The sequence below is a fragment of the Bordetella genomosp. 9 genome (assembly GCF_002119725.1).
GTDB lineage: Bacteria > Pseudomonadota > Gammaproteobacteria > Burkholderiales > Burkholderiaceae_B > Bordetella_C.
Genome location: NZ_CP021109.1, coordinates 2660575 through 2682029 on the forward strand (window position 1 = coordinate 2660575; position 21455 = coordinate 2682029).

Here is a 21455-nt window from a genome sequence, read left to right on the forward strand (position 1 = left end):
GCTCAGCCGGCCAGGCGCTGCCAGGTGTCGACGACGGTGTCCGGGTTCAGGGACATCGACAGAATGCCTTCGTCCTTGAGCCACTGCGCGAAGTCGGGATGATCGCTGGGGCCCTGGCCGCAGATACCCACGTACTTGCCCTTGGACAGGCAGGCCTGGATCGCCCGGCGCAGCATGAACTTCACCGCTTCGTCACGCTCATCGAAGTCCGCGGCCAGCAGCTCCATGCCCGAATCGCGGTCCAGTCCCAGCGTGAGCTGCGTCATATCGTTGGAGCCGATCGAGAAACCATCGAAGTACTCCAGGAATTGCTCGGCCAGGATGGCGTTGGACGGCACCTCGCACATCATGATCAGCTTCAGCCCGTTTTCGCCGCGGACCAGGCCGTTGCGGCCCAGCAGATCGACGACGCGCTCGGCCTGGCTCAGCGTACGCACGAAGGGCACCATGATTTCGACATTCGTCAGCCCCATATCGCCGCGCACGCGCCTGAGCGCCTCGCATTCCATACGGAAGCACTCGGCGAACTCCTCGGCGATATAGCGCGACGCGCCACGGAAGCCGAGCATGGGGTTCTCTTCCTCGGGCTCATAGCGCGAACCGCCCACCAGCTTGCGGTATTCGTTGGACTTGAAGTCCGACAGGCGCACGATGACCGGCTTCGGCCAGAAGGCCGCCGCGATCGTGCCGATGCCTTCGGCCAGCTTTTCCACGAAGAAGGCCCGGGGGCTGGCGTAGCCGCGCGCCGCGGATTCCACGGCCTTTTTCAGCTCGGGATCCACATTGGGATAGTCGAGCACGGCCTTCGGATGGATGCCGATGTTGTTGTTGATGATGAACTCGAGCCGCGCCAGGCCCACGCCTTCGTTCGGGATCTGCGCGAAGTCGAAGGCCAGCTGCGGATTGCCGACGTTCATCATGATCTTCACGTCGATGGGCGGCATCTCGCCACGGCGCACTTCCTCGACCTCGGTTTCGATCAGGCCGTCGTAAATGCGGCCCTCGTCGCCCTCGGCGCACGACACCGTCACCTTCTGGCCTTCCTTCAGGTCGTCCGTGGCGGTGGCGCAACCCACGACCGCGGGAATGCCCAGCTCGCGCGCGATGATGGCCGCGTGGCAGGTACGTCCGCCGCGGTTGGTCACGATGGCCGAAGCGCGCTTCATCACCGGCTCCCAATTGGGATCCGTCATGTCCGTCACGAGCACGTCGCCCGGCTGCACCTTGTCCATCTCGGACACGTCGGCCACGATGCGCACGGGGCCGGAACCAATCTTCTGACCGATGGCGCGGCCCGTCACCAGCACCTTGCCGGTGGCTTTCAGGCGATAGCGCTGCTGCACGTCGTTGGCGCTTTGCTGCGACTTCACGGTCTCGGGGCGCGCCTGCAGAATGTAAAGCTTGCCGTCCACGCCGTCGCGGCCCCACTCGATATCCATGGGGCGGCCATAGTGCTTCTCGATGATGACCGCATAGCGCGCCAGTTCGGTCACTTCGTCATCGGTCAGCGAATAGCGATTGCGCTCGGAAACCGGCACGTCGACGGTGCGCACGGCGCGGCCCTGCGGACGCTCGGGGTCGAACTCCATCTTGATCAGCTTGGAGCCGATGCGGCGGCCGACGATGGGATACAGGCCCTTCTCCAGCGTGGGCTTGAAGACATAGAACTCGTCCGGGTTGACGGCGCCCTGGACGACGGTCTCGCCCAGGCCGTACGAGGACGTAATGAACACCACGTCCTTGAAGCCGGATTCGGTGTCGATGGTGAACATCACGCCCGCGCTGCCTTTGTCCGAGCGCACCATGCGCTGCACGCCCGCGGACAGCGCCACGTCCGCGTGGGCGTAGCCCTTGTGCACGCGGTAGGAAATGGCGCGGTCGTTGTACAGCGAGGCGAAAACGTGACGGATCTTGTCGAGCACGTCGTCGATGCCGACGACGTTCAGAAAGGTTTCCTGCTGACCCGCGAAGGATGCATCCGGCAGATCTTCAGCGGTCGCGGAAGAACGCACGGCGAACGAGCCCTTTCCGTCCGCGTCCAGCGCGGCGAAGGCGGTACGGATCTCCTTTTCGAATTCGGGCGAGAAAGGCGCGTCGATGATCCACTGGCGGATTTCCGCGCCGGCGGTCGCCAGTTCACGCACATCTTCGGGATTGAGGGAGGCGAGACGATCGGCAATGCGCTTGTCCAGCCCGGACGATCTGAGAAAATCGCGGAATGCCTGGGCCGTGGTCGCGAAACCGCCGGGCACGCGCACACCGGCGCCCGACAGCTGGCTGATCATTTCACCTAACGATGCGTTCTTGCCTCCTACCGAGTCCACATCCGCCATGCGGAGCTGCTCGAACGAAACGACGTACGACATTGAAGTCACCTTTTACAATGGAATGAAAGCGAGTTTGGTCAAGGCGCGAAAGCGCGCTGGCCAAACTGGCCTTGGGACCGCATTGGGGTGACTTATCGGGGGCTGATTGTACCCGGTCGGGTCCGCCTTCCCTCCTGCCTCGTTGGAATTTTTTACATATGACCACCCCCCCTATCGAACGCACCGTCTATATCGTGTCGGACAGCACCGGCATCACGGCCGAGACGTTCAGCCACTCGGTATTGGCGCAGTTCGAGAACGTCAATTTCCGCCAGATCCGCCTGCCTTTTGTCGACACTTTGCAAAAGGCCGAGGAAGCCGCCCTGCGCATCGACCGCAACGCGGCCGAGACCGGCATGCAACCCATCGTCTTCAGTACCTTGGTGCATCCGGAAATCATGGCGCGTGTCCGACAGGCAAATGGTATCTTCCTGGATCTATTTGGAACCTTTGTCAGCCATATCGAGCAGGAACTCGGGCTGAAGTCCAGCCATTCGATCGGCCGCTCTCATATGGCGGCCAACAGCGAGAAATACCGCAACCGCATCGACGCCATCAATTTCAGTCTGTCGCACGACGACGGACAGTTCGTTACAAACCTCGGACAGGCGGATGTGATCCTGGTCGGGGTATCGCGATGCGGCAAAACCCCCACCAGCCTCTACCTGGCCATGCAATATGCGGTGAAAGCCGCGAACTTCCCCCTGGTGCCGGACGATTTCGAACGGGGCGCCCTTCCCTCCACCCTGGTGCCTTACCGCGACAAGCTGTTCGGCCTTTCGATCCAGCCCGAGCGCCTGGCCGAGGTCCGCAACGAACGCCGCCCGAACAGCAAGTATGCGTCGCTGGAACAGTGCCGCTACGAGGTCGCCGAAGCCGAGCGGCTGATGCGGCGCGAAGGCATCGAGTGGCTGTCCACCACCACCAAATCCATCGAGGAAATCTCCACGACCGTGCTTCAGGAAGTGGGTCTGGATCGCGGGACCTATTGAGGCCACAGCTTGCCCGCCTTCCGAAGGCGCGCAGCGAGGTGCTACCGCTGATTCTTGCCAGGCGGCGGTTGCCAGTTGGCCACCAGTGCGAGCAGTCCGGGAAAGCGCGCTTCGAGGTCTTCGCTGCGCAGCCGGCTGCGCCGCTCCAGCCCATATTGCCGCTGGCGAATGACCCCCGCCTCGCGCAGCGCCTTGAAGTGGTGAGTCAGCGACGACTTGGGTCGGTCGAATCCGAACCAGCCGCATGGATGGTCGTACGCTTGCGCCTCCAGCATCAGCTTGCGCACGATGGTCAGGCGCAGGGGATCGGCCAGCGCCCCGAGGATGGTCTCGAGCCGCAGGTCCGCGATAGCGGGTTCCGGCAGCGGATCGGGCAAGTCGGCGGGTTCGCCACCTGCTTCGACCGATTCGATTTTTCTGGGAGTGCGCATGGACCGATTGTAGCAACTGTACGAGATTTATCGAACAGGTTTGTTCCGCAGCCGGTCAGTGAACCCGTGTGCGCGCAAGCCTTGTCCTGTACGAGTTTTATCGAACTGCGCTATAGTACGAAAAAACTCGTATAGGAGCCTGTCGTGTCCGACCCGTTGGTCATCGTTGCCCACCCAGACCTATCCCAGTCGCGCATCAATACTGCGTGGATTGCCGCCTTGCAGCAGGCGCCGGCCATCGCCGTGCATGATCTGTACGGTCGCTACCGGGACGAGGCGATTGACGTGCAGGCCGAACAGCAACTGCTGCTGGCCCATGACCGTATCGTTCTGCAATTCCCCTTCCATTGGTACAACTGCCCGCCGCTGTTGAAGAAATGGCTGGATGTCGTCCTTGAACATGGCTGGGCCTGTGGCCCCGGCGCGGATGCGCTCAAAGGCAGGCAACTGGGTATCGCCGTGTCCACCTGGTCGAAGCCGGAGGACTACCGAAAGCACGGGCGCTACGGGCGTACCCATGTGCAGCACGGTGGGAGGGCTTTCCGATGAAAGCCGCGCCAGCCGCAACTTCGCTGTGGAGCGCAGCCTGGGTCGTGACGGCCGTCTTCATGCTGTCCAACTCGCCCACGCCGCTGTATGTGCACTGGCAACAGCAGCTCGGTTTCTCGTCGGGCACACTCACCGTCATCTTCGCGCTCTATATCGCGGGCCTGCTCGGGACGCTGCTGATCGCCGGTCAGCTTTCCGACCGTCATGGACGCAAGCTGGTCCTCATTCCGGGACTGCTGGCGGCCTTGGCGGCCTGCCTGCTGTTCGCAGGCGCGGCCTCAGTCATGATGCTGACCGTCGGCAGGCTGTTGGCCGGTATCGCGGTCGGCGTGATCGTCTCGGCGGGCATGGCCGCAGTGGTCGATGTCGGCGGCGTTGACCACAAGCGGCAGGCGGCCCTGTTGGCATCGGTGGCGATGGTCCTTGGAGCGGGACTTGGGCCGCTGCTGGCCGGCGGGCTGGCGCAGGCACTGGCGCAGCCGGTGATCCCGATCTTTGGCATCGAGGCGCTGGTGTTGCTCAGCGCGCTGGCCATCGTCTGGCGGCTGCCGTTGCAGCGCCCAATCGCGTCCGAGCCCAAGCGGCTGCGCCTGCCTACGGTGCCACAGGCCAATCGGCGCCAGGTCGCGTGCGGCATCGCCACCTTCGGTCCTGGCATCACCGCCACGTCTTTCGTATTGGCGTTGGGGCCTTCGCTGTTGTCGAACCTGCTCGACGTGCGCAGTCCGCTGCTGGCCGGCGGCATGGCGTGCATCATGTTCCTGACAGCCACCAGCGTGCAGTTCGCGGTGCGGCGTTGGCCGATACGCCGCATCTTCGCCGCCAGCGCGGCGGCCACGGTTCTGTCGATGGCGGGATTGGCACTGGCAATCCACGCTTCCCTTGTGCTCGCGTTGATCGTGTCCGCGCTGCTTGCCGGTGCGGGCCAGGGGTTGGGCCAACTGGGGGGATTGACCCTCATCGGCCTGCACGTCCCGGACAGTCATCGCGCCCAGGCCAATGCGGTGCTCAACATCGGCGGCTACATTCCGGCGGGCATTCTGCCGGTGGCAACTGGATATCTGGTGGATGCCGTGGGCTTGGCGGCCGGCGCGACATCGTTTGCGGTGGTGCTGACTCTCGCTGCGCTGGCCGGGGGTATTTGGGCTGCGCGACAGGCAAACGGCTGAACCATCGCGAAGGGCAGGCGCATGGAGCTTGCCATCTTCGTCGCTGCTTTCTGGCCGTCTCTGAGGAACTGCATTTCGCTCGCGTGGCGGAGAAACTGCATATCGAACAGCCGCCATTGGCACGCGCCACCAAGGAGCCCATCAGGGCGACACGGGTCTGGGGCTACTCGCCGCCGGCCACGCCGGGGAACCGCCGGCGCTGTTCGAACAGGCAGATGGCGGCAGCGGCGGCGACGTTCAGCGATTCCACCGCCGAAGTATCGTGCGGGATGCGCACGCGCAGGGAGGCCGCGCGCAGCAGTGCCGGCGCGATGCCCTGCCCTTCATGGCCGAATACCCAGGCGCACACCGGCGGCAGGTTGGCGTCGTAGAGCGAAATCGATTCCTGCAGCGCCGTGGCGACCACCGGAACGGCCAGCCGCGGCAAGGCCTGCTCCAACGCCACCTTTTCATGCAAGGCCACGGCAAAGTGCGCCCCTTGCGCGCTGCGCAGCACCTTGGGCGACCAGGCTGAAGCGCAGCCTTCGGACAACAGCACGCGCCGTATGCCGGCGGCCGCGCAGGTGCGTATCAGCGTCCCGACATTGCCGGGATCCTGCACGCGGTCGAGCAATAGACACGATTCTTCGATGCGTTCCGGCAGCGGCGGCTGTGGCGGGTGCACCAGAAAAGCCACGCCCTGGCCGCTTTCCACGCTGGCCAGACCCTGCAGCAGCCGCGATTCCAGGCTGACGCATACGTTGTCGGGCAGCGCCGCGGCCAGGTCCGCCAGCTCGGGGCGATCCAGGCGCGCCGCGTCGAACAATGCCCTGGCCGGCGGGCCGTAATGCCTGAGCCACGCCTGGCACAGATGCACGCCATCGAGCAGAACCTGCGACTCGCGCCGGCCCGACGCGGATGCCACGCGGTAGAGCGATTTGACCAGCGGGTTCTCGCGCGAGGCGATGTGTTTCATAGGCGGATCAGCAAGTCCTTGACCGGCGAGAAGCTGCGCCGATGCTCGGGACATGGTCCGTGCTCGCGCAAGCGCTCCAGATGCATGACGGTACCGTATCCCTTGTGCTGGTCGAAGCCGTAATGGGGATAGAGTCCGTGCAGGCGCACCAGGTCCGCATCGCGGGCAGTCTTGGCAAGAATGGAGGCGGCCGAAATCGACGGCACCAGAGCATCGCCCTGGATCACGGTCTTCACGCCGCATCCCGGCAGGCGCGGCGCCTGGTTGCCGTCCACCAGGGCCAGGCCGGGTTTCATGCCCAGCCCGCTTACCGCGCGCTGCATTGCAAGCATGGTGGCGCGCAGGATATTCAAGCTGTCGATTTCCTGAACGCTGGCGCTGGCGACGCACCAGGCCAGCGCGCATTCGCGAATTTCCAGGGCAAGTTCCTCGCGCCTGGCGGCCGGCAGCACCTTGGAGTCGGCGAGTCCGTCGATCGGCCGGCCCGGATCGAGAATGACTGCGGCGGCGTACACGGCGCCCGCCAGAGGCCCGCGCCCGGCCTCATCGACGCCCGCGACCACGACGTCGATCAGCCCCTCGTCGCCAAACATGTCAGCTTGATCCACGGCCTACCTCGCTGATGACCTGCGCGGCCAGCGCCGGCGTGTCGCGCAGCAGATCCGCATGCAGGGCCGTGAAGCGCTCGCGCACGCGCGCTGCATGCGCGGCGTCGGTCAACGCTTGCCACGTGGCCTCGGCCAGCTTCTCCGGCGTGGCGTCGTCCTGCAGCAGTTCGGGAACGGCGAAGTCGCGCAGCAGCACGTTGGGCAGCCCCACCCATGGCAGGTACGGTCGCTCCTGCCCCGACTTCCACGCCATGATACGCCGCATCCACGGAGACAAAACATAGGAAATAACCATGGGCCGCTTGTACAGGGCGGCCTCCAGGGTGGCGGTACCGCTGGCGACGAGCACCGCGTCGGCGGCTTCCATTACCGACCAGGCCACCGGGGTCCCGCTTGGGGCGCCGTCGTGGATTACGTCGGCCGCGGTTACGACCCGCAGGTTATCGACGGGATACTGCCTGAGGAAGCTCTCGAACTCCGCCCGCCGGGTCGCATTGACCATCGGTACGACGCACAGGACGCCGCGGTCGCGCGCCTGGATGCGTTGCACCGCCTGCAGGAAACGCGGAGCAAGGATGCGGATCTCCGACGACCGGCTGCCCGGCAGCATCGCCAGCACGCGCGCCCCCGGGTCGATACCCAGCCGCGCCCGCGCGGCAGCCCGGTCGGGCTCCATGGGAATCGCGCCCGCAAGCGGATGGCCGACGTAGGTCACCGGGATGCCTTCCTTGCGATAGATATCCACCTCGAAAGGAAACAGCACGAGCATGTGGGAGACCGCCTGCCGGATCCTGTGAATGCGGTCGTAGCGCCATGCCCAGATGGAAGGTCCGACGAAATGCACGGTGGGAATACCGGCCTGCCGCAGCTGCAATTCCAGCTTCAGGTTGAAATCCGGCGCATCGATGCCCACGAATACCGAGGGCGGCCGCGCCAGCATGCGCTGCTTGACGTCCCGGTAGATCGCCAGCAGCCCCGGAATGCGCTTGAGGGCGTCGACGTAGCCGAACACCGTCAGGGCGTGCATGGGATGCCAGCTATCGAAACCGCGCGCCTGCATCTGGGGGCCGCCGATGCCTTCGCAAATGACGGACGACTGCCGTTGCCGCAGTCCATCGATAATGCGGCCGGCCAGCAGATCCCCGGAGGGTTCGCCGGCCACCATGCCGATACGCGTGTTCACGGCCGGATGATGCCGCGGCGCGATTTGTCCAGGAAGTCCAGCATCACTTGCAGGACCTCGTGCGTCTCCGGCTCGGTGCGCTGGCGTTCGCGCAGCTCGGCGCGCGCTTCGTCCAGCGTCAGGCCGCGCCGGTAGATCGCCTTGTACGCATCGCGCAGCGCCGAAATGACGGCCGCAGAAAAGCCGCGGCGGCGCAGGCCTTCCACGTTGATGCCCACCGGCCGGCAGGGATTGCCCGCCGCCAGCACATAGGGCGGCGTATCCTGCATCAGCGAACTGTTGCCGCCAGTCATGCTGTGCGCGCCGATGGTGCTGAATTGATGCACCCCCGTCAGGCCGCCCAGAATGGCCCAGTCTCCCACCGAGACATGGCCGCCCAGCTGCACGCCGTTGGCCAGGATCGTGTTGCTGCCGACATGGCAATCGTGCGCGATATGCACATAGGCCATGATCCAGTTATCGCTGCCGATGGTGGTCACCCCAGCGTCCTGCACGGTGCCGGTATTGAAGGTGGTGAACTCGCGCACGGTATTGCGATCGCCGATCTCCAGCCGCGTCGGCTCGCCGGCGTACTTCTTGTCCTGCGGCATGCCGCCGATGGAACAATACCGGTAGAAGCGGTTATCCCGGCCGATGGTAGTGATGCCGTCGATGACGCAATGCGGTCCAATCTCGGTCCCCGCGCCGATGCGGACCTGCGGTCCGATGATGCTGTACGGGCCGATGACGACGGAACTGTCGATCTCTGCGGCCGGATCGACCACGGCGGTGGGATGGATGTGACCGGTCATTTATGCTTCCAGGCTGCGGATGGCACACATGAGTTTCGCCTCGGCGACCAGTTGGCCGTCCACGAGGGCACGTCCCGAGTACTTGCAGATGCTGCGGCTGAGCCGCTCGGCATCCACTTCGATGCGAAGCTGGTCGCCAGGAACGACGGGGCGGCGGAAACGCGCGCCATCGATGCCGACGAAGTAATACACCGTCGATGCCGCGGCATCGTCGTTCTTCAGCGCGGCCTCGTCCGAGAACGAGAACAAGGCGGCGGCTTGGGCCATGGCTTCCAGAATCAGCACGCCCGGCATGACGGGATGGTGCGGGAAATGCCCCGTGAAGAAAGGTTCGTTGATCGAGACGTTTTTCAGGGCGACGATGGACTTGCCCGGCTGGATATCGATCACTCGGTCGATCAGCAGCATCGGATAGCGATGCGGCAAGCGATCCAGGATCCCCTTAATGTCGAGTTCCATGAGTATGTTCCTGCATTGCGAAACTTCTTGGCGCGCGCCGGGCCTGCCCGGCACGTCATCTTATCCTTGTTCCAGCGCCCTTACACGGCGGCGCAGCTGCCCCAATTGCTGGATGACAGCCGCGTTACGCTGCCAGTCGCCATGCTCGGCGTACGGATACACGCCCGAGTAACGGCCCGGCTTGGAGATGTTCGAGGTGATCGCGGTGCCGCCCGAGATATGGACGTCATCGGCCAGCGTCAGATGGCCGGACAGCATGGCCGCGCCGCCGATGGTGCACCGCTGCCCGATCGTGGTGGATCCCGCGATCCCCACGCAGGCTGCGACGGCGGTGTGCGCGCCGATGCGCACGTTGTGCGCCACCATGATCTGGTTGTCGAGCTTCACGCCGTCACCAATCTGGGTGTCTTCCAGCGCGCCCCGGTCGATGGTCGTATTGGCGCCGATTTCCACATCGTCCCCGACGCTTACGCCGCCGAACTGCGGAATCTTGCCCCATGCGCCCCTGCCCCGGGCCGGGTCCGGCGCGAACCCGAAACCATCCGCCCCGAGCACAGCGCCCGAATGAATGATGACGCGCGCTCCGACCGTTACGCCCGCATACAAGGTAACGCGGGCGTGCAACAAGCCGTCGGCCCCGATCGATGACCCTGCACCCACGATACATCCCGGCCCCAACACCGTATTTGGCCCAATGCGCACGCCGGATTCCACCACGCAGTGCGGCCCGACGCGCACGCCCGGTTCAAGGACGGCATCATCGGCCACCACAGCGGTAGGGTGGACACCCGCCGGCAACGACGGCCGCCGCGCCCTGTCGAACCATTGCGCGATGCGGGCGTACAGCAGATAAGGATTGGAGGCAACGACGCGGACGAAGCCAGGCGCGGGCGTCGAGGCGGCCAGCGCCTGCTCCACGTCGGGCGACACGATGACAGCGCCCGCTCCCGTGGACTGCAACTGGCCTTGGTAGCGAGGGTTGGACAGGAAGCTGATTTCGGTGGGACCAGACGTGGCGAGTGTGCCAAGCCCTTGTATCCGGGGCAGCGTCCCGCTTGGCGGGACGCTGATCTGCCACGTCAAACCCTGGGTGTCGGTGTCCGCTAAGAGCTCGTCCAGCAACGGCGCGCGGGCGGAATCCAGCAGAACCGGCATGGGCGACTTACTTGCCCAGGGCCTGGATCACTTTGTCAGTGATATCCACGCGCGGGCTGACGGTCACCGCATCCTGAACGATCAGATCGTAGTTCTCTTTTTCGGCGATATTCTTGATGGCCGCGTTGGCCTTCTGCACGATGGCCGAGAACTCTTCGTTGCGGCGACGGTTGAAGTCTTCCTGGAATTCACGGCGCTTGCGCTGCAGGTCCGTGTCCATATTGCTCAGCTCGCGCTGACGCTTGGCGCGGTCCGACTCGGACAGCACAGGGGCGTCCTTGTCGAACTTTTCGGCTTGGGCGCGCAGGTTGGTCGCCATGCGCTGCAGCTCGGCATCGCGCGATTTGAATTCGGATTCGATCTTGGACTGGGCGGCTCGCGCCGGCCCCGATTCGCGCAGGATGCGTTCCGTATTGACGAAGCCGATTTTCGTCCCTTGCGCGGCCGCCGGCGCCGCGTACGACGCGCCCAGCAGCAGCGCGCCCGCCAGCGCCAGCACGCTCGTCAGCTTGACGGAGGCCTTGCGCGATGAACGGGACAGATTGCGTACGAAAATAGACATCATGAAAATTTCACCTTCCGATAAGGTCAAGCAAATCGCTATTGTGCCACTAAACCAGCGGCCCAAAAGGCGGCCGGAAACATCCCGCCACCTTTGGCTTGCGTTTAGAAACCGGTGCCGATCTGGAACTGGAAGCTTTGCGTGTCGTCACCCGACTTCGCATTGAGCGGACGTCCGTAGGACAACTGCAGCGGCCCCAGCGGCGACTGCCAGGACAGGCCGATACCGGCCGAATAGCGCCATCCGCAAGGATCATCGACCTCGTCGTTGTTCTTGCCGGCCGTGCAGGTCAGGCCGTTGCCGGGCTGCACGCGGCCGGCGTCCGCGAACAGGAACCAGCGCAGCGTCTTATCCTTGCTGGCGCCAGGGAACGGCAGATACAGCTGCGCGTTGGCCACGATACGGCGGGCGCCGCCCAGGTAGTCGCCCGTAACGGCATCGCGCGGACCCAGCGACGCGCCGGAGTAGCCACGCACCGAACCGATGCCGCCGGCGTACACGTCCTTGATCACCGGGAAGTCCTTGCCGCCATAGCTCTGGCCCCAGTCCATCATGCCGTTCAGCGCCAGCGTATAGCTGCGGCCCAGCGGCAGGTAGTACTGCTGCTGCGCAGACAGCATGGTGTACTTCAGATCCATCGTCGAGACGTTGGCCTGCAGCTTGGTGAAGTAGCCCTTGGTCGGCGCCAGCGCGCTGTCGCGGGTGTCCTTGTTCCAGCCGGCGGTGAAGATGAACGCGTTGGTGCCGTCGCCATACTCGCTTACGTAATCCTTGTAGGCTTGCGGCGAACTGTTGTCCAAGTCCACCACGTTGCGCTCGAAGGCGCCGCCCAGGATGATCCGGTCGTACTCCGAGATGGGCACGCCGAAGTTCATCCCCAGACCCATCGTCTTGACCTTGTACTCGCCATCGTTGTCGATGAACGGTTCGGTCTGGCGGTAGTACAGGGACGTGGTGCGGCTGATGCCGTCCTTGGTCCAATACGGATCGGTGTGCGAGAGAACCGCCGCGCGGTTGCGCTTGCTGGTATTCAGCTGCAGGGTCAGGTTGGTGCCGCTGCCGAACACGTTGTCTTCGCTGATGCCGGCGCTGAGGATCGCGCGGTCGGTGGACCCGTAGCCTACGCCCAGGTTCAGCATGCCGGTGGGCTTTTCCTTGACGTCCACGTTGACATCGACCTGGTCGGGCGAACCCGGCACCGGATCGGTCTTCACGTTCACGTCATTGAAGTAGCCCAGACGGTCGACACGGTCGCGCGACATCTTGATGTCACCGGCGTCGTACCACGCGGCTTCCTGCTGGCGCATTTCGCGCCGGATGACTTCGTCGCGGGTGCGCGTATTGCCGCCGATCTGGATGCGGCGAACGTAAACGCGCCGGCTCGGATCGATGTAGAACGTCAGGTCGGCTTCGTGCTTGGCGCGATCCAGCTGGGGATTGGGATTGACGTTGGCGAACGCATACCCCAGTTCGCCCAGGTAGTCCGTGATCGCCTTGGCGCTATCGTTGGTCTTGGCCGCGGAGAACGTTTCGCCGGCCTTGATCTGCACCATCGATTCGATCTGCTTGTCCAGGCCCAGCAGGTTCCCGGCCAGCTTGACGCTGCGCACCTTATAGGGCTCGCCTTCGTGCAGCGTGAAGGTGATGTAGATATTCTTGCGATCCGGCGAAATCGTGACCTGCGGCGGCTCGATCACCGCCTCGAGGTAGCCGCGATCCAGGTAGAAGGAACGGATGCGCTCGACGTCGCCTTCCAGCTTCTCGCGGGAATACTTGTCCGTGTCGGTGTACCACGTGAGCCAGCCCGGCGTGGTCGATTGGATCTGGTCCAGCAGCTCGCTTTCCGAGAAGGCCTTGTTGCCCACGAAATGGATTTCGCGAATGCGGGCAACCTCGCCTTCGAAAATATCGAAGCTGATGCCGACCCGGTTGCGCGGCAGCGGCGTGACGGTGGAAGTGACTTCCACGCCGTACTTGCCCTTGGACATGTACTGCTGCTTGAGTTCGAGCTCCGCGCGTTCCAGCATGGAACGGTCGAAGATGCGGCCTTCGGCGAAACCGACATTGCGCAGCGAATCCAGGATCGCCTTGCTGTCGAACTCCCTCATGCCATTGAAGGTGATGGAGGCAATGGTGGCGCGCTCCTGCACCACGACGACCACGACGTCGTTATTGGTCTCGATGCGCACGTCGCTGAAGAAGCCGCTGCCGTACAGCCGCCGCACGGCATCGGTGGCGGTTTCGTCGGTGAACGTGTCGCCCACCTTGAAGGGCAGATAACCGAAAACCGTGCCGGCATCGATGCGCTGGATGCCTTCTACGCGAATGTCCTTGACGACGAAGGGATCGAAGGCATGAGCCAGCGCCGGCAACAACAGCATGGCGATAAGGCCCGCCCACATACCCTTCTTGGGCTTAAACATCCAGCGAAAAAACATCCTGGGCGATCCTTGGTGGTCCAAATGGCGGAGTTGATGGTGCAAATGGCGGTGGATTTTAAGGCAGAACCCGCCTAAGGGAAAGGCGACCCGGCACGGGCCGCCGCCAGCGCGGATATGGCGCCGGCGGGGAGTCAGGTGAACAGGCGGGCGAAATCGTTGAAAAGCGCGAGCCCCATCAGGCCCGCAAGCAGTCCCAGGCCGGCGCGCTGGCCGATGTCCAGCCACCGGGACGGCGGCGGGCTGCCACGCACGATTTCGATCAGGTAGTACAGCAGATGGCCGCCATCGAGCATCGGAATGGGCAGCAGGTTCAGCACGCCCAGGCTGATGCTGATAAGCGCGAGATACGCGATATAGGCCGCCAGCCCGACCCGGGCCGTCTGTCCCGCGTAATCGGCGATGGTGACCGGCCCGCTGATATTGCGCCACGAAACCGCGCCGGTGATCATGCGGCCCATCATCCGCAGCGAGAACCAGGCCGTGTCGGCGGTGCGCGTGACGCCGCGCCAGAGGCTTTCCCCCAGCCCATAGCGCACCGTGGCCATGGGCACTTCGCCGCCCAGCTGCACACCGATGCGGCCGACCGTTTCGCCGGTGGCGATGCGCTCGGCGCGAGGCACCACGCCCAGCGTAACCTGCGCGCCCTCGCGGCTGACCTCCACGGGCAGACGCTGCCCCGCATGCTGCTGCACGATGCGCACCACGCCGCTGACATCGGCCACGGGCTGTCCGGCTACGGACAGGATGACGTCGCCCGCGCGCAGGCCCGCCTCTTCGCCCGCGCTGCCCGGCACGACGCCGCGCACGACGGGCTTGGGTTCCTGCAGGCGCAGGCCGGCCGCCGCCAGCGGGTCGCCCTGCGACGGGTCGAGCGTGCTCTGGCCCAGCGTCAACACGCGTTCATGGGGCTGGCCCTGAGCCGACTGGACGTCGATGTTGACGCGTCCGCCGCTGGATATGTGGTCCATGAGCAGCCAGCGCGCGTCGTTCCAGGACGATACGGGCTCGCCGTCGATCGCAACGATGCGGTCGCCGCCCTGGAAGCCGGCCTGCGCCGCCGCCGTGGCCGGGGCGGGTTGCGCGACCAGGGCGACCGGTTCTTCCACGCCGGCCAGATTCAGGCAGGCATACAGGAAAACCGCCAGGATGAGGTTGAACACCGGCCCGGCCGCCACGATGAGAATGCGTTTGCCCACCGGCTGCGGATGGAAGGCTTCCGCGGCTTGCGCAGGCGTGGCGCCGGCAGGCGGATCGTCGAGCATCTTCACATAGCCGCCCAGCGGGATCGCGGAAACGGCCCACTCCGTGCCGTGGCGATCGACGCGGCGCAGCAGCACCTTGCCGAACCCTACGGAAAAACGCAGCACCCGCACGCCGCACAGACGCGCCGCCCAGTAATGGCCGAGCTCGTGGAAGGTGATCAGAATGCCCAGCGCGACGGCGAAGGCCAGCAGGGTAAAAAGCATGGAACGAATACCGTATTGGATGAGGCGTGCCGTGTCGCCTTGCGGCAGGCGTCCTGACGGACGGGAGAGAGCCGGCCGCTCAAGACGCGACGGCGGGGACGGAACCGGCGGCGTGCGCGCGGGCCGCGGCGTCCTCCGCCAGGACGTCGTCGAGGTGGTTCAGGGTAACAGATGGCCGACCGGCGTGCCACTCCAGCGTCTCGGCAATGACCTGCGGGATCCGCGTATAGGGCAAACGGTCGTGAAGGAATGCGTCGACCGCGATTTCGTTCGCGGCATTCAGGGCGATGCAGGCGCCCTGCCCGGCCGATAGCGCATCGAAGGCAAGCCCCAGACAGGGAAACCGGCGCAGATCGGGCTTTTCGAAGTCCAGACGCCCCCAGCGCGCCAGATCCAACAGCCCCACCCCGCTTGCGAGCCGCTCCGGGAACCCCAGTCCGTAGGCGATCGGTGTGCGCATGTCGGGTTGTCCCAATTGCGCCAGGACGGAACCGTCCTCGTACTCGACCATGGAATGGACCACGCTCTGCGGATGGATCAAGACTTCGATGCGCTCCCGCGGCATGGCGAACAGCCAATGGGCCTCGATGACTTCCAGGCCCTTGTTCGCCATGGTGGCGGAGTCCACGGAAATCTTGCGGCCCATGCTCCAGTTCGGATGGGCGCAGGCCTGCGCCGGCGTAATGCCATGAAGCTCTGCGGGATCGCGATCCCGGAACGGGCCGCCGGAAGCGGTCAGTATCAGCCGGCGCACGCCGGCTGCCGGCCGCGTCGGCGCGGCAGCGCGGTCGCCGTGCGGCAGGCACTGGAAGATGGCGTTGTGTTCGCTGTCGATGGGAAGCAGTTCGGCGCCATGGTCGCGTACGGCCGCCATGAACAGCGAGCCCGCGGCCACCAGGGCTTCCTTGTTGGCGAGCAGGACGCGCTTGCCGGCGCGTGCGGCAGCCAGGGCGGAAGGCAGCCCGGCCGCGCCCACGATGGCGGCCATTACGGTATCGCAGTCCGGATCGGCGGCGGTGTCGGCCAGGGCGCTGGCGCCGACCCGCACTTCGGGCAGCGGTGTCCGGTCCGGCCAGGCCTGGAAGAATCGTTGCCGTGCCGCGTCATCGGGCACGACGACGACGCGGGCGCCGCTGGCCCGCGCCTGCTGCGCGAGCTTTTCCATCCTGCTGTGGGCCGACAGCGCGTACACCGCCAGCCGGTCCGGATGGCGCGCAATCACGTCGAGCGTACTCTCCCCGATGGAGCCCGTGGAGCCGAGGACCGCGATACGCTGAAACCCGCTCAAAACAGTACTCCGCTCAAAATCAATGCCACCGGCGCTACCGGCAGAATGGCGTCGATACGATCGTAAACCCCGCCGTGCCCGGGCAGCAGCTGGCTGGAATCCTTGCGTCCTGCGCGGCGCTTGAGCAACGATTCGAACAGGTCTCCGACGATGGACAGCGCGGCCAGAAGCGCCGCTATGGGCAAGGCGCCCCAGATCGTCCAGCGCTGCGCCAGCGCGTGACCAAACGTACCTTCCCACATGCTGCTCACGCCGATCCATGCCACGGCGGCCGCGACGCCGCTGATGGCGCCTTCCACCGTTTTCCCGGGACTGACCCGCGGCGCCAGCTTGCGCCGGCCGAAAGCGCGCCCGCCAAAATAGGCCGCGATATCCGCGGCCCACACCAAGGCAAGCAGGGACAGCACGAAAATGGGTCCGCGCGCCATGAACAGTACCGCCAGCACCGCCCATGCCGCCAACAACGCCGGAATGGCGAAAATCGTCAGCGCCGGGCTGACCGGCGCCGCATCGGCGCGGCCGCGCACCACCGCGGCCGTGGCGCCGACAATCCACAACACCGCGGACAGCGGCATCACCACCTTGAACATGATCTCGCGCGACAAGGCCGCCAAGCCCGGATCGCCCAGGCCGAGCCACCACGCGGTCAGCAACAGCGAAACGCCCGCCAGCACGATTCCAATGACAGCCGCCCCCGACGCGCCACTGCCGGCGGGCAACGTCAAGCGCGTCCATTCCCAGCCGGCACACCCGATGGCAACGGCCATCAGGATCATGAAAGGCCAGGCGCCAGGCGCCGCCATCGCGGCGGCCAGCACGGCGAGAAGGACAACGGCGGTGACGATACGCTGTCGGAGCATAAACCCTCTTCTCAGTTATTCATGACGGCAAACCCAAGCTTCCCAAAGAACGCTGTCACGCCCACTCACATCTGCCCCGACCCGGGACGCCGCGGATCCGGCTCCGCCGGTCCGCCAGCGTCGCCCCCTTGAGGGGGAAGCGCGACAGCGCTTCGGGGGTGGGTCATCGGGGGTGGGTCATCGGGCGTGGGTCATCCCCTCATCCTTTTCCCAACTGCGCGCTCGTGCGGCCGAAGCGCCGTTCCCGGGTCCGATACCATTCGAAGGCGGCTTCCAGTTCGGGGGCGCCGAAATCAGGCCAATAGCGGTCGGTGAAGTACAGCTCGGTATACGCGAGCTGCCAGATCAGGTAATTGGAAATGCGCTGTTCCCCGCCGGTGCGGATGAACAGGTCCGGCTCCGGCGCCCAGGCCATGGAAAGATATCGGCTGAGCGTGGGCTCGTCGATGCGCTCCGGCGTCTGGGCCAGCGCCGGATTCTCGGCCAGCATCCTGCGTGTCGCCTGGAGAATGTCCCAGCGGCCGCCGTAGTTGGCGCAAACCGACAGATGCAGCCGGTCGTTATGCGCGGTACGCGCCTGGGCCTGCTCTATCAGTTCCCGCAGCCGTGGCTCGAAAGGCGTCAGGTCGCCCACCACCCGCAGGCGCACGCCCTGGCCTTGCAGCTTGTCGACCTCGCGCTCCAGCGCCTGCACGAACAGCCGCATGAGCAGAGATACCTCTTCCGCCGGACGACGCCAGTTTTCGGAACTGAAAGCGAACAAGGTCAGATAGCGGACGCCGCGGCGCCCGCAGGCCTCCACGACCCGCCGCACCGCCTGTACGCCCTTGGCGTGACCGGCGGTGCGAGGCAGATGCCGCTGCGTGGCCCAGCGGCCGTTCCCATCCATGATGATGGCAACGTGCTGGGGGATTTCAGACGTTTGCGGTATCGCCTGGGTAGAACTGATAGTCATGAGTTGGCTTGGATGACCAGCGCTGCCGCGCATGGCCGGTTCGCTCTAGACGGTCATGATTTCCGCTTCTTTCTGGGCGATCATCTTGTCGATCTCGCCCACGCAGCGGTCGGTCAGCTTCTGCACTTCGTCCTGCGCGCGGCGTTCCTCGTCTTCGGAAATCGACTTGTCCTTGACCAGCTTCTTCAGGCCTTCATTGGCCTCCCGGCGAAGATTGCGCACCGCGATCTTCGCTTCCTCGCCCTCGTTCTTCACGACCTTGGTCAGATCGCGGCGCCGCTCTTCGGTCAGGGCCGGCATCGGCACGCGTATGGTTTCGCCCATGGACACCGGGTTCAGACCCAGGTCCGACTCGCGGATGGCCTTTTCGACCGGTCCCGCCATGCTCTTCTCATAGGGCTGGACGCTGATGGTGCGCGCGTCCACGAGGTTGACGTTGGCGACCTGGCTGATCGGCACCGGCGAACCGTAGTACTCGACGTGCACATGGTCCAGGATGCCGGTATGCGCCCGCCCGGTACGGATCTTGGACAGGTTGACCTTGAGCGTTTCGATGGACTTGGCCATCCGGGACTCGGCCGATTTCTTGATGTCTGCGACGCTCATTGCGACTCCTTCGATTCAAACGTGTACCAGGGTGCCTTCATCTTCACCGGTGACCGCACGCTTCAGGGCACCCGACTTATTGATGGAAAAGACCTTGATGGGCAGTTTCTGGTCCCGGCACAACGCAAAAGCGGTGGCATCCATGACTTCGAGTCGGCGCACGATGACTTCGTCGAAGCTGATGCGCGCATAACGCGTCGCGTCCGGATCCTTGTTGGGATCGGCGCTGTAGATGCCGTCCACCTTGGTCGCCTTCAACACGATCTCCGCGCCGATTTCGGCGCCGCGCAAGGCGGCTGCCGTGTCGGTAGTGAAAAACGGGTTGCCCGTGCCGGCGGCAAAAATCACGACTTTGCCTTCCTCGAGGTAGCGCAGGGCCTTGGGCCGTATATAGGGTTCGACAACCTGCTCGATATTCAGGGCGGATTGCACCCGCGCGTCCACGCTGCGATGCTTGAGCGCATCCTGCAGGGCCAGGGCGTTCATGACGGTGGCCATCATGCCCATGTAGTCGGCGGTGGCCCGGTCCATGCCCTGGGCCCCCGGCGCGACGCCGCGGAAGATGTTGCCCCCGCCGATGACGATGGCCAACTCGACGCCCAGGTTGACGATCTCGGCGATTTCCTCGGTCATCCGGGCAATAGTGCCGCGGTTGATGCCGAAGGCATCGTCGCCCATCAGGGCTTCGCCGGACAGTTTGAGAAGAACCCGCTTATACGATCTGCTGGCCATAGGCGATATCCCCGAGAAACGATCCGACGGAAGTGTAAGACAAGAAATAGGCCGGTCACGCGCCGGCCTGTAATAAAAAAACGGTAATGCGGACGGACGACTTGCGCTCAGGCGCGGCCGGCGGCGGCAGCGGCGACTTCAGCCGCGAAGTCCGTGGTCTTCTTTTCGATGCCTTCGCCGACGATGAACAGGGCGAAGCGCGCGATGGAAGCGCCCTCTGCCTTGAGCATCTGCTCGACCGATTGCTTGTCATTCTTGACGAAGGGCTGCGACAGCAGCGTGACTTCCTTCAAGAATTTCTGCACCGAGCCTTCGACCATCTTGGCGACGATTTCGGCGGGCTTGCCGGATTCGGCGGCCTTCTGCTCGGCAACCGAGCGCTCGGCGGCGATGTCCGCGGCCGACACGCCTTCGGCATTCAGGGCCTTGGGCTTGGTCGCGGCGATGTGCATTGCCAGGTCCTTGCCGACGGTGTCGGCGCCGCTGAAGTCAACCAGCACGCCGATCTTGCCGCCGTGAACATAGCTGGCCAGTTTGTTGGCGGTTTCCATGCGCTGGAAACGGCGCACCGAAATGTTTTCGCCAATCTTGCCGACCAGGGCAGTACGCGTGGTTTCCACGGTGCCGCCATCCAGCGGCAGCTCGGACAGCGCCGCGACATCGGCCGGATTCTGAACGGCGACCAGTTCGGCCAGCTTGTTCACGAAGGCGACGAAGTCGTCGTTCTTCGCGACGAAGTCGGTTTCGCAATTGACTTCGATCACGGCGCCCTGCTTGGCGTCGGCGGAGATGTAAAGGCCGATCAGGCCTTCGGCCGTGACGCGGGCAGCAGCCTTGCTGGCCTTGTTGCCCAGCTTCACGCGCAGGATTTCCTCGGCGCGAGCCAGGTCGCCCTGGGCTTCGGTCAGCGCCTTCTTGCACTCCATCATGGGCGCGTCGGTCTTCTCGCGCAATTCCTTGACCATCGAGGCGGTAATTTCAGCCATGTTCGCTCCATTTCTTGCTAAAGCACGCCCCGGCGAGCCGGGGCATGTCGTTTCGATACGGGAAAGCGCGCGCGGCCCGGCGGGCCGCGGCGGTCGGGCGACTGTCCGCCCGGGCGCAGCCGATCAGGCCTGGCCGTCCTGCACTTCCACGAATTCTTCCTGGCCTTCGCCGCCTTCCTCGACCAGACCGTTCAGGTTCTGCTCGCGGCCTTCGACCACGGCGTCGGCGATGCCCTTGGCGTACAGCGCGATGGCCTTGGCCGAGTCATCGTTGCCGGGAATGACGTAATCGATGCCGTCGGGGGAGTGGTTGGTGTCGACCACGGCCACGACCGGGATACCCAGCTTGCGGGCTTCGGCGATGGCAATCTTGTGATAGCCGACGTCGATGACGAACAGCGCGTCGGGCAGGCCGTTCATGTCCTTGATACCGCCCATGGACTTGTTCAGCTTTTCCAGTTCGCGCTGGAACAGCAGACCTTCCTTCTTGATCATGCGCTCGGCCCCGCCTTCGGCGACCACCGCTTCCATGTCCTTCAGGCGCTTGATGGAGGTCTTGACCGTCTTGAAGTTGGTCAGCATGCCGCCGAGCCAGCGGGCGTCGACGTAAGGCATGCCGGCACGGGAGGCTTCGGCGGCGATCAGTTCGCGCGCGGCGCGCTTGGTGCCGACGAACAGGATGGTGCCTCCGCGGGCGGCCAGCTGTTTCACGAACTTGGTGGCCTCGAGATACTTGGCAACGGTCTGCTCGAGGTTGACGATGTGGATCTTGTTACGCTGGCCGAAGATGAAGGGCGCCATCTTCGGATTCCAGTAACGGGTCTGGTGGCCGAAATGGACGCCGGCTTCCAGCATTTCACGCATGAGGGACATAATGATCTCCAAGGGTTGGGACTTGCGC

At 64.8% G+C, this 21455-nt stretch carries 21 protein-coding genes and 1 pseudogene; 4 read left to right on the plus strand and 18 right to left on the minus strand.

What is annotated here, in order from left to right:
- Positions 1-2: 2 nt before the first annotated feature.
- Positions 3-2366: a phosphoenolpyruvate synthase gene (gene ppsA, locus CAL13_RS12245; protein ID WP_086057637.1), complete on the minus strand. Its 2364-nt coding sequence runs from the start codon at positions 2364-2366 to the stop codon at positions 3-5.
- A gap of 158 nt (positions 2367-2524) precedes the next feature.
- Here ppsA and ppsR point away from each other — a divergent pair, with 158 nt between their 5' ends.
- Entirely contained in the window at positions 2525-3358 is an 834-nt protein-coding gene (gene ppsR / locus CAL13_RS12250; protein ID WP_086057638.1) for a posphoenolpyruvate synthetase regulatory kinase/phosphorylase PpsR, read from the plus strand.
- A gap of 41 nt (positions 3359-3399) precedes the next feature.
- Here ppsR and CAL13_RS12255 read toward each other — a convergent pair whose 3' ends face one another.
- Entirely contained in the window at positions 3400-3789 is a 390-nt protein-coding gene (locus CAL13_RS12255; RefSeq protein WP_086057639.1) for an ArsR/SmtB family transcription factor, read from the minus strand.
- A 144-nt stretch (positions 3790-3933) separates the two neighbouring features.
- On the opposite strand from CAL13_RS12255, the gene CAL13_RS12260 reads away from it, so the two are divergent.
- From CAL13_RS12260 to CAL13_RS21660, 3 genes and pseudogenes are all read left to right on the plus strand, one after another.
- On the plus strand, positions 3934-4338 hold the full coding sequence (locus tag CAL13_RS12260; protein ID WP_086072545.1) for an NAD(P)H-dependent oxidoreductase: 405 nt from the start codon (positions 3934-3936) through the stop codon (positions 4336-4338).
- Positions 4335-5507, plus strand: a complete 1173-nt coding sequence (locus CAL13_RS12265) for an MFS transporter (RefSeq protein ID WP_086072546.1) — start codon at positions 4335-4337, stop codon at positions 5505-5507. The genes CAL13_RS12260 and CAL13_RS12265 overlap by 4 nt, the downstream gene beginning before the upstream one ends.
- Positions 5504-5644, plus strand: a pseudogene (locus CAL13_RS21660) (LysR family transcriptional regulator); the annotation flags it as partial. The gene CAL13_RS12265 and the pseudogene CAL13_RS21660, both read left to right, overlap by 4 nt.
- 26 nt (positions 5645-5670) lie before the next feature.
- Here CAL13_RS21660 and CAL13_RS12270 read toward each other — a convergent pair.
- The 16 genes from CAL13_RS12270 to rpsB form a co-directional block, all read right to left on the minus strand.
- Positions 5671-6462 (minus strand): TrmH family RNA methyltransferase, encoded by a 792-nt coding sequence (locus tag CAL13_RS12270; RefSeq protein ID WP_086057642.1) that lies wholly within the window; start codon positions 6460-6462, stop codon positions 5671-5673.
- Complete coding sequence (gene rnhB, locus CAL13_RS12275) at positions 6459-7070, minus strand: ribonuclease HII (protein WP_086057643.1); 612 nt, start codon at positions 7068-7070, stop codon at positions 6459-6461. The genes CAL13_RS12270 and rnhB overlap by 4 nt, the downstream gene beginning before the upstream one ends.
- Positions 7057-8253: a lipid-A-disaccharide synthase gene (gene lpxB, locus CAL13_RS12280; RefSeq protein ID WP_086057644.1), complete on the minus strand. Its 1197-nt coding sequence runs from the start codon at positions 8251-8253 to the stop codon at positions 7057-7059. Before lpxB ends, rnhB begins: the two co-directional genes overlap by 14 nt.
- Positions 8250-9044 (minus strand): acyl-ACP--UDP-N-acetylglucosamine O-acyltransferase, encoded by a 795-nt coding sequence (gene lpxA, locus CAL13_RS12285; RefSeq protein ID WP_086057645.1) that lies wholly within the window; start codon positions 9042-9044, stop codon positions 8250-8252. The genes lpxB and lpxA overlap by 4 nt, the downstream gene beginning before the upstream one ends.
- Positions 9045-9503, minus strand: a complete 459-nt coding sequence (fabZ, locus tag CAL13_RS12290; protein WP_086057646.1) for a 3-hydroxyacyl-ACP dehydratase FabZ — start codon at positions 9501-9503, stop codon at positions 9045-9047.
- A gap of 60 nt (positions 9504-9563) precedes the next feature.
- On the minus strand, positions 9564-10658 hold the full coding sequence (gene lpxD / locus CAL13_RS12295; protein ID WP_086057647.1) for a UDP-3-O-(3-hydroxymyristoyl)glucosamine N-acyltransferase: 1095 nt from the start codon (positions 10656-10658) through the stop codon (positions 9564-9566).
- Between the two features lie 7 nt (positions 10659-10665).
- Positions 10666-11223: an OmpH family outer membrane protein gene (locus CAL13_RS12300; protein ID WP_086057648.1), complete on the minus strand. Its 558-nt coding sequence runs from the start codon at positions 11221-11223 to the stop codon at positions 10666-10668.
- A 101-nt stretch (positions 11224-11324) separates the two neighbouring features.
- Positions 11325-13658 carry an outer membrane protein assembly factor BamA gene (gene bamA / locus CAL13_RS12305; protein ID WP_086057649.1) on the minus strand — a complete coding sequence of 778 codons (2334 nt, stop codon included), beginning with the start codon at positions 13656-13658 and terminating at the stop codon, positions 11325-11327.
- Positions 13659-13792: 134 nt separating this feature from the next.
- On the minus strand, positions 13793-15127 hold the full coding sequence (rseP, locus tag CAL13_RS12310; protein WP_086072547.1) for an RIP metalloprotease RseP: 1335 nt from the start codon (positions 15125-15127) through the stop codon (positions 13793-13795).
- Between the two features lie 79 nt (positions 15128-15206).
- Positions 15207-16415, minus strand: coding sequence for a 1-deoxy-D-xylulose-5-phosphate reductoisomerase (locus CAL13_RS12315; protein ID WP_086057651.1), 1209 nt, complete (start codon positions 16413-16415; stop codon positions 15207-15209).
- Positions 16412-17275, minus strand: coding sequence for a phosphatidate cytidylyltransferase (locus CAL13_RS12320; protein ID WP_086072548.1), 864 nt, complete (start codon positions 17273-17275; stop codon positions 16412-16414). The genes CAL13_RS12315 and CAL13_RS12320 overlap by 4 nt, the downstream gene beginning before the upstream one ends.
- A gap of 199 nt (positions 17276-17474) precedes the next feature.
- Entirely contained in the window at positions 17475-18230 is a 756-nt protein-coding gene (uppS, locus tag CAL13_RS12325; RefSeq protein ID WP_086057653.1) for a polyprenyl diphosphate synthase, read from the minus strand.
- 45 nt (positions 18231-18275) lie between these two features.
- Entirely contained in the window at positions 18276-18836 is a 561-nt protein-coding gene (frr, locus tag CAL13_RS12330) for a ribosome recycling factor (RefSeq protein WP_086057654.1), read from the minus strand.
- Positions 18837-18851: 15 nt separating this feature from the next.
- On the minus strand, positions 18852-19568 hold the full coding sequence (gene pyrH, locus CAL13_RS12335) for a UMP kinase (RefSeq protein WP_086057655.1): 717 nt from the start codon (positions 19566-19568) through the stop codon (positions 18852-18854).
- A 107-nt stretch (positions 19569-19675) separates the two neighbouring features.
- On the minus strand, positions 19676-20554 hold the full coding sequence (gene tsf / locus CAL13_RS12340) for a translation elongation factor Ts (RefSeq protein ID WP_086057656.1): 879 nt from the start codon (positions 20552-20554) through the stop codon (positions 19676-19678).
- A 123-nt stretch (positions 20555-20677) separates the two neighbouring features.
- Complete coding sequence (gene rpsB, locus CAL13_RS12345; protein ID WP_086057657.1) at positions 20678-21427, minus strand: 30S ribosomal protein S2; 750 nt, start codon at positions 21425-21427, stop codon at positions 20678-20680.
- Positions 21428-21455 lie beyond the last annotated feature (28 nt).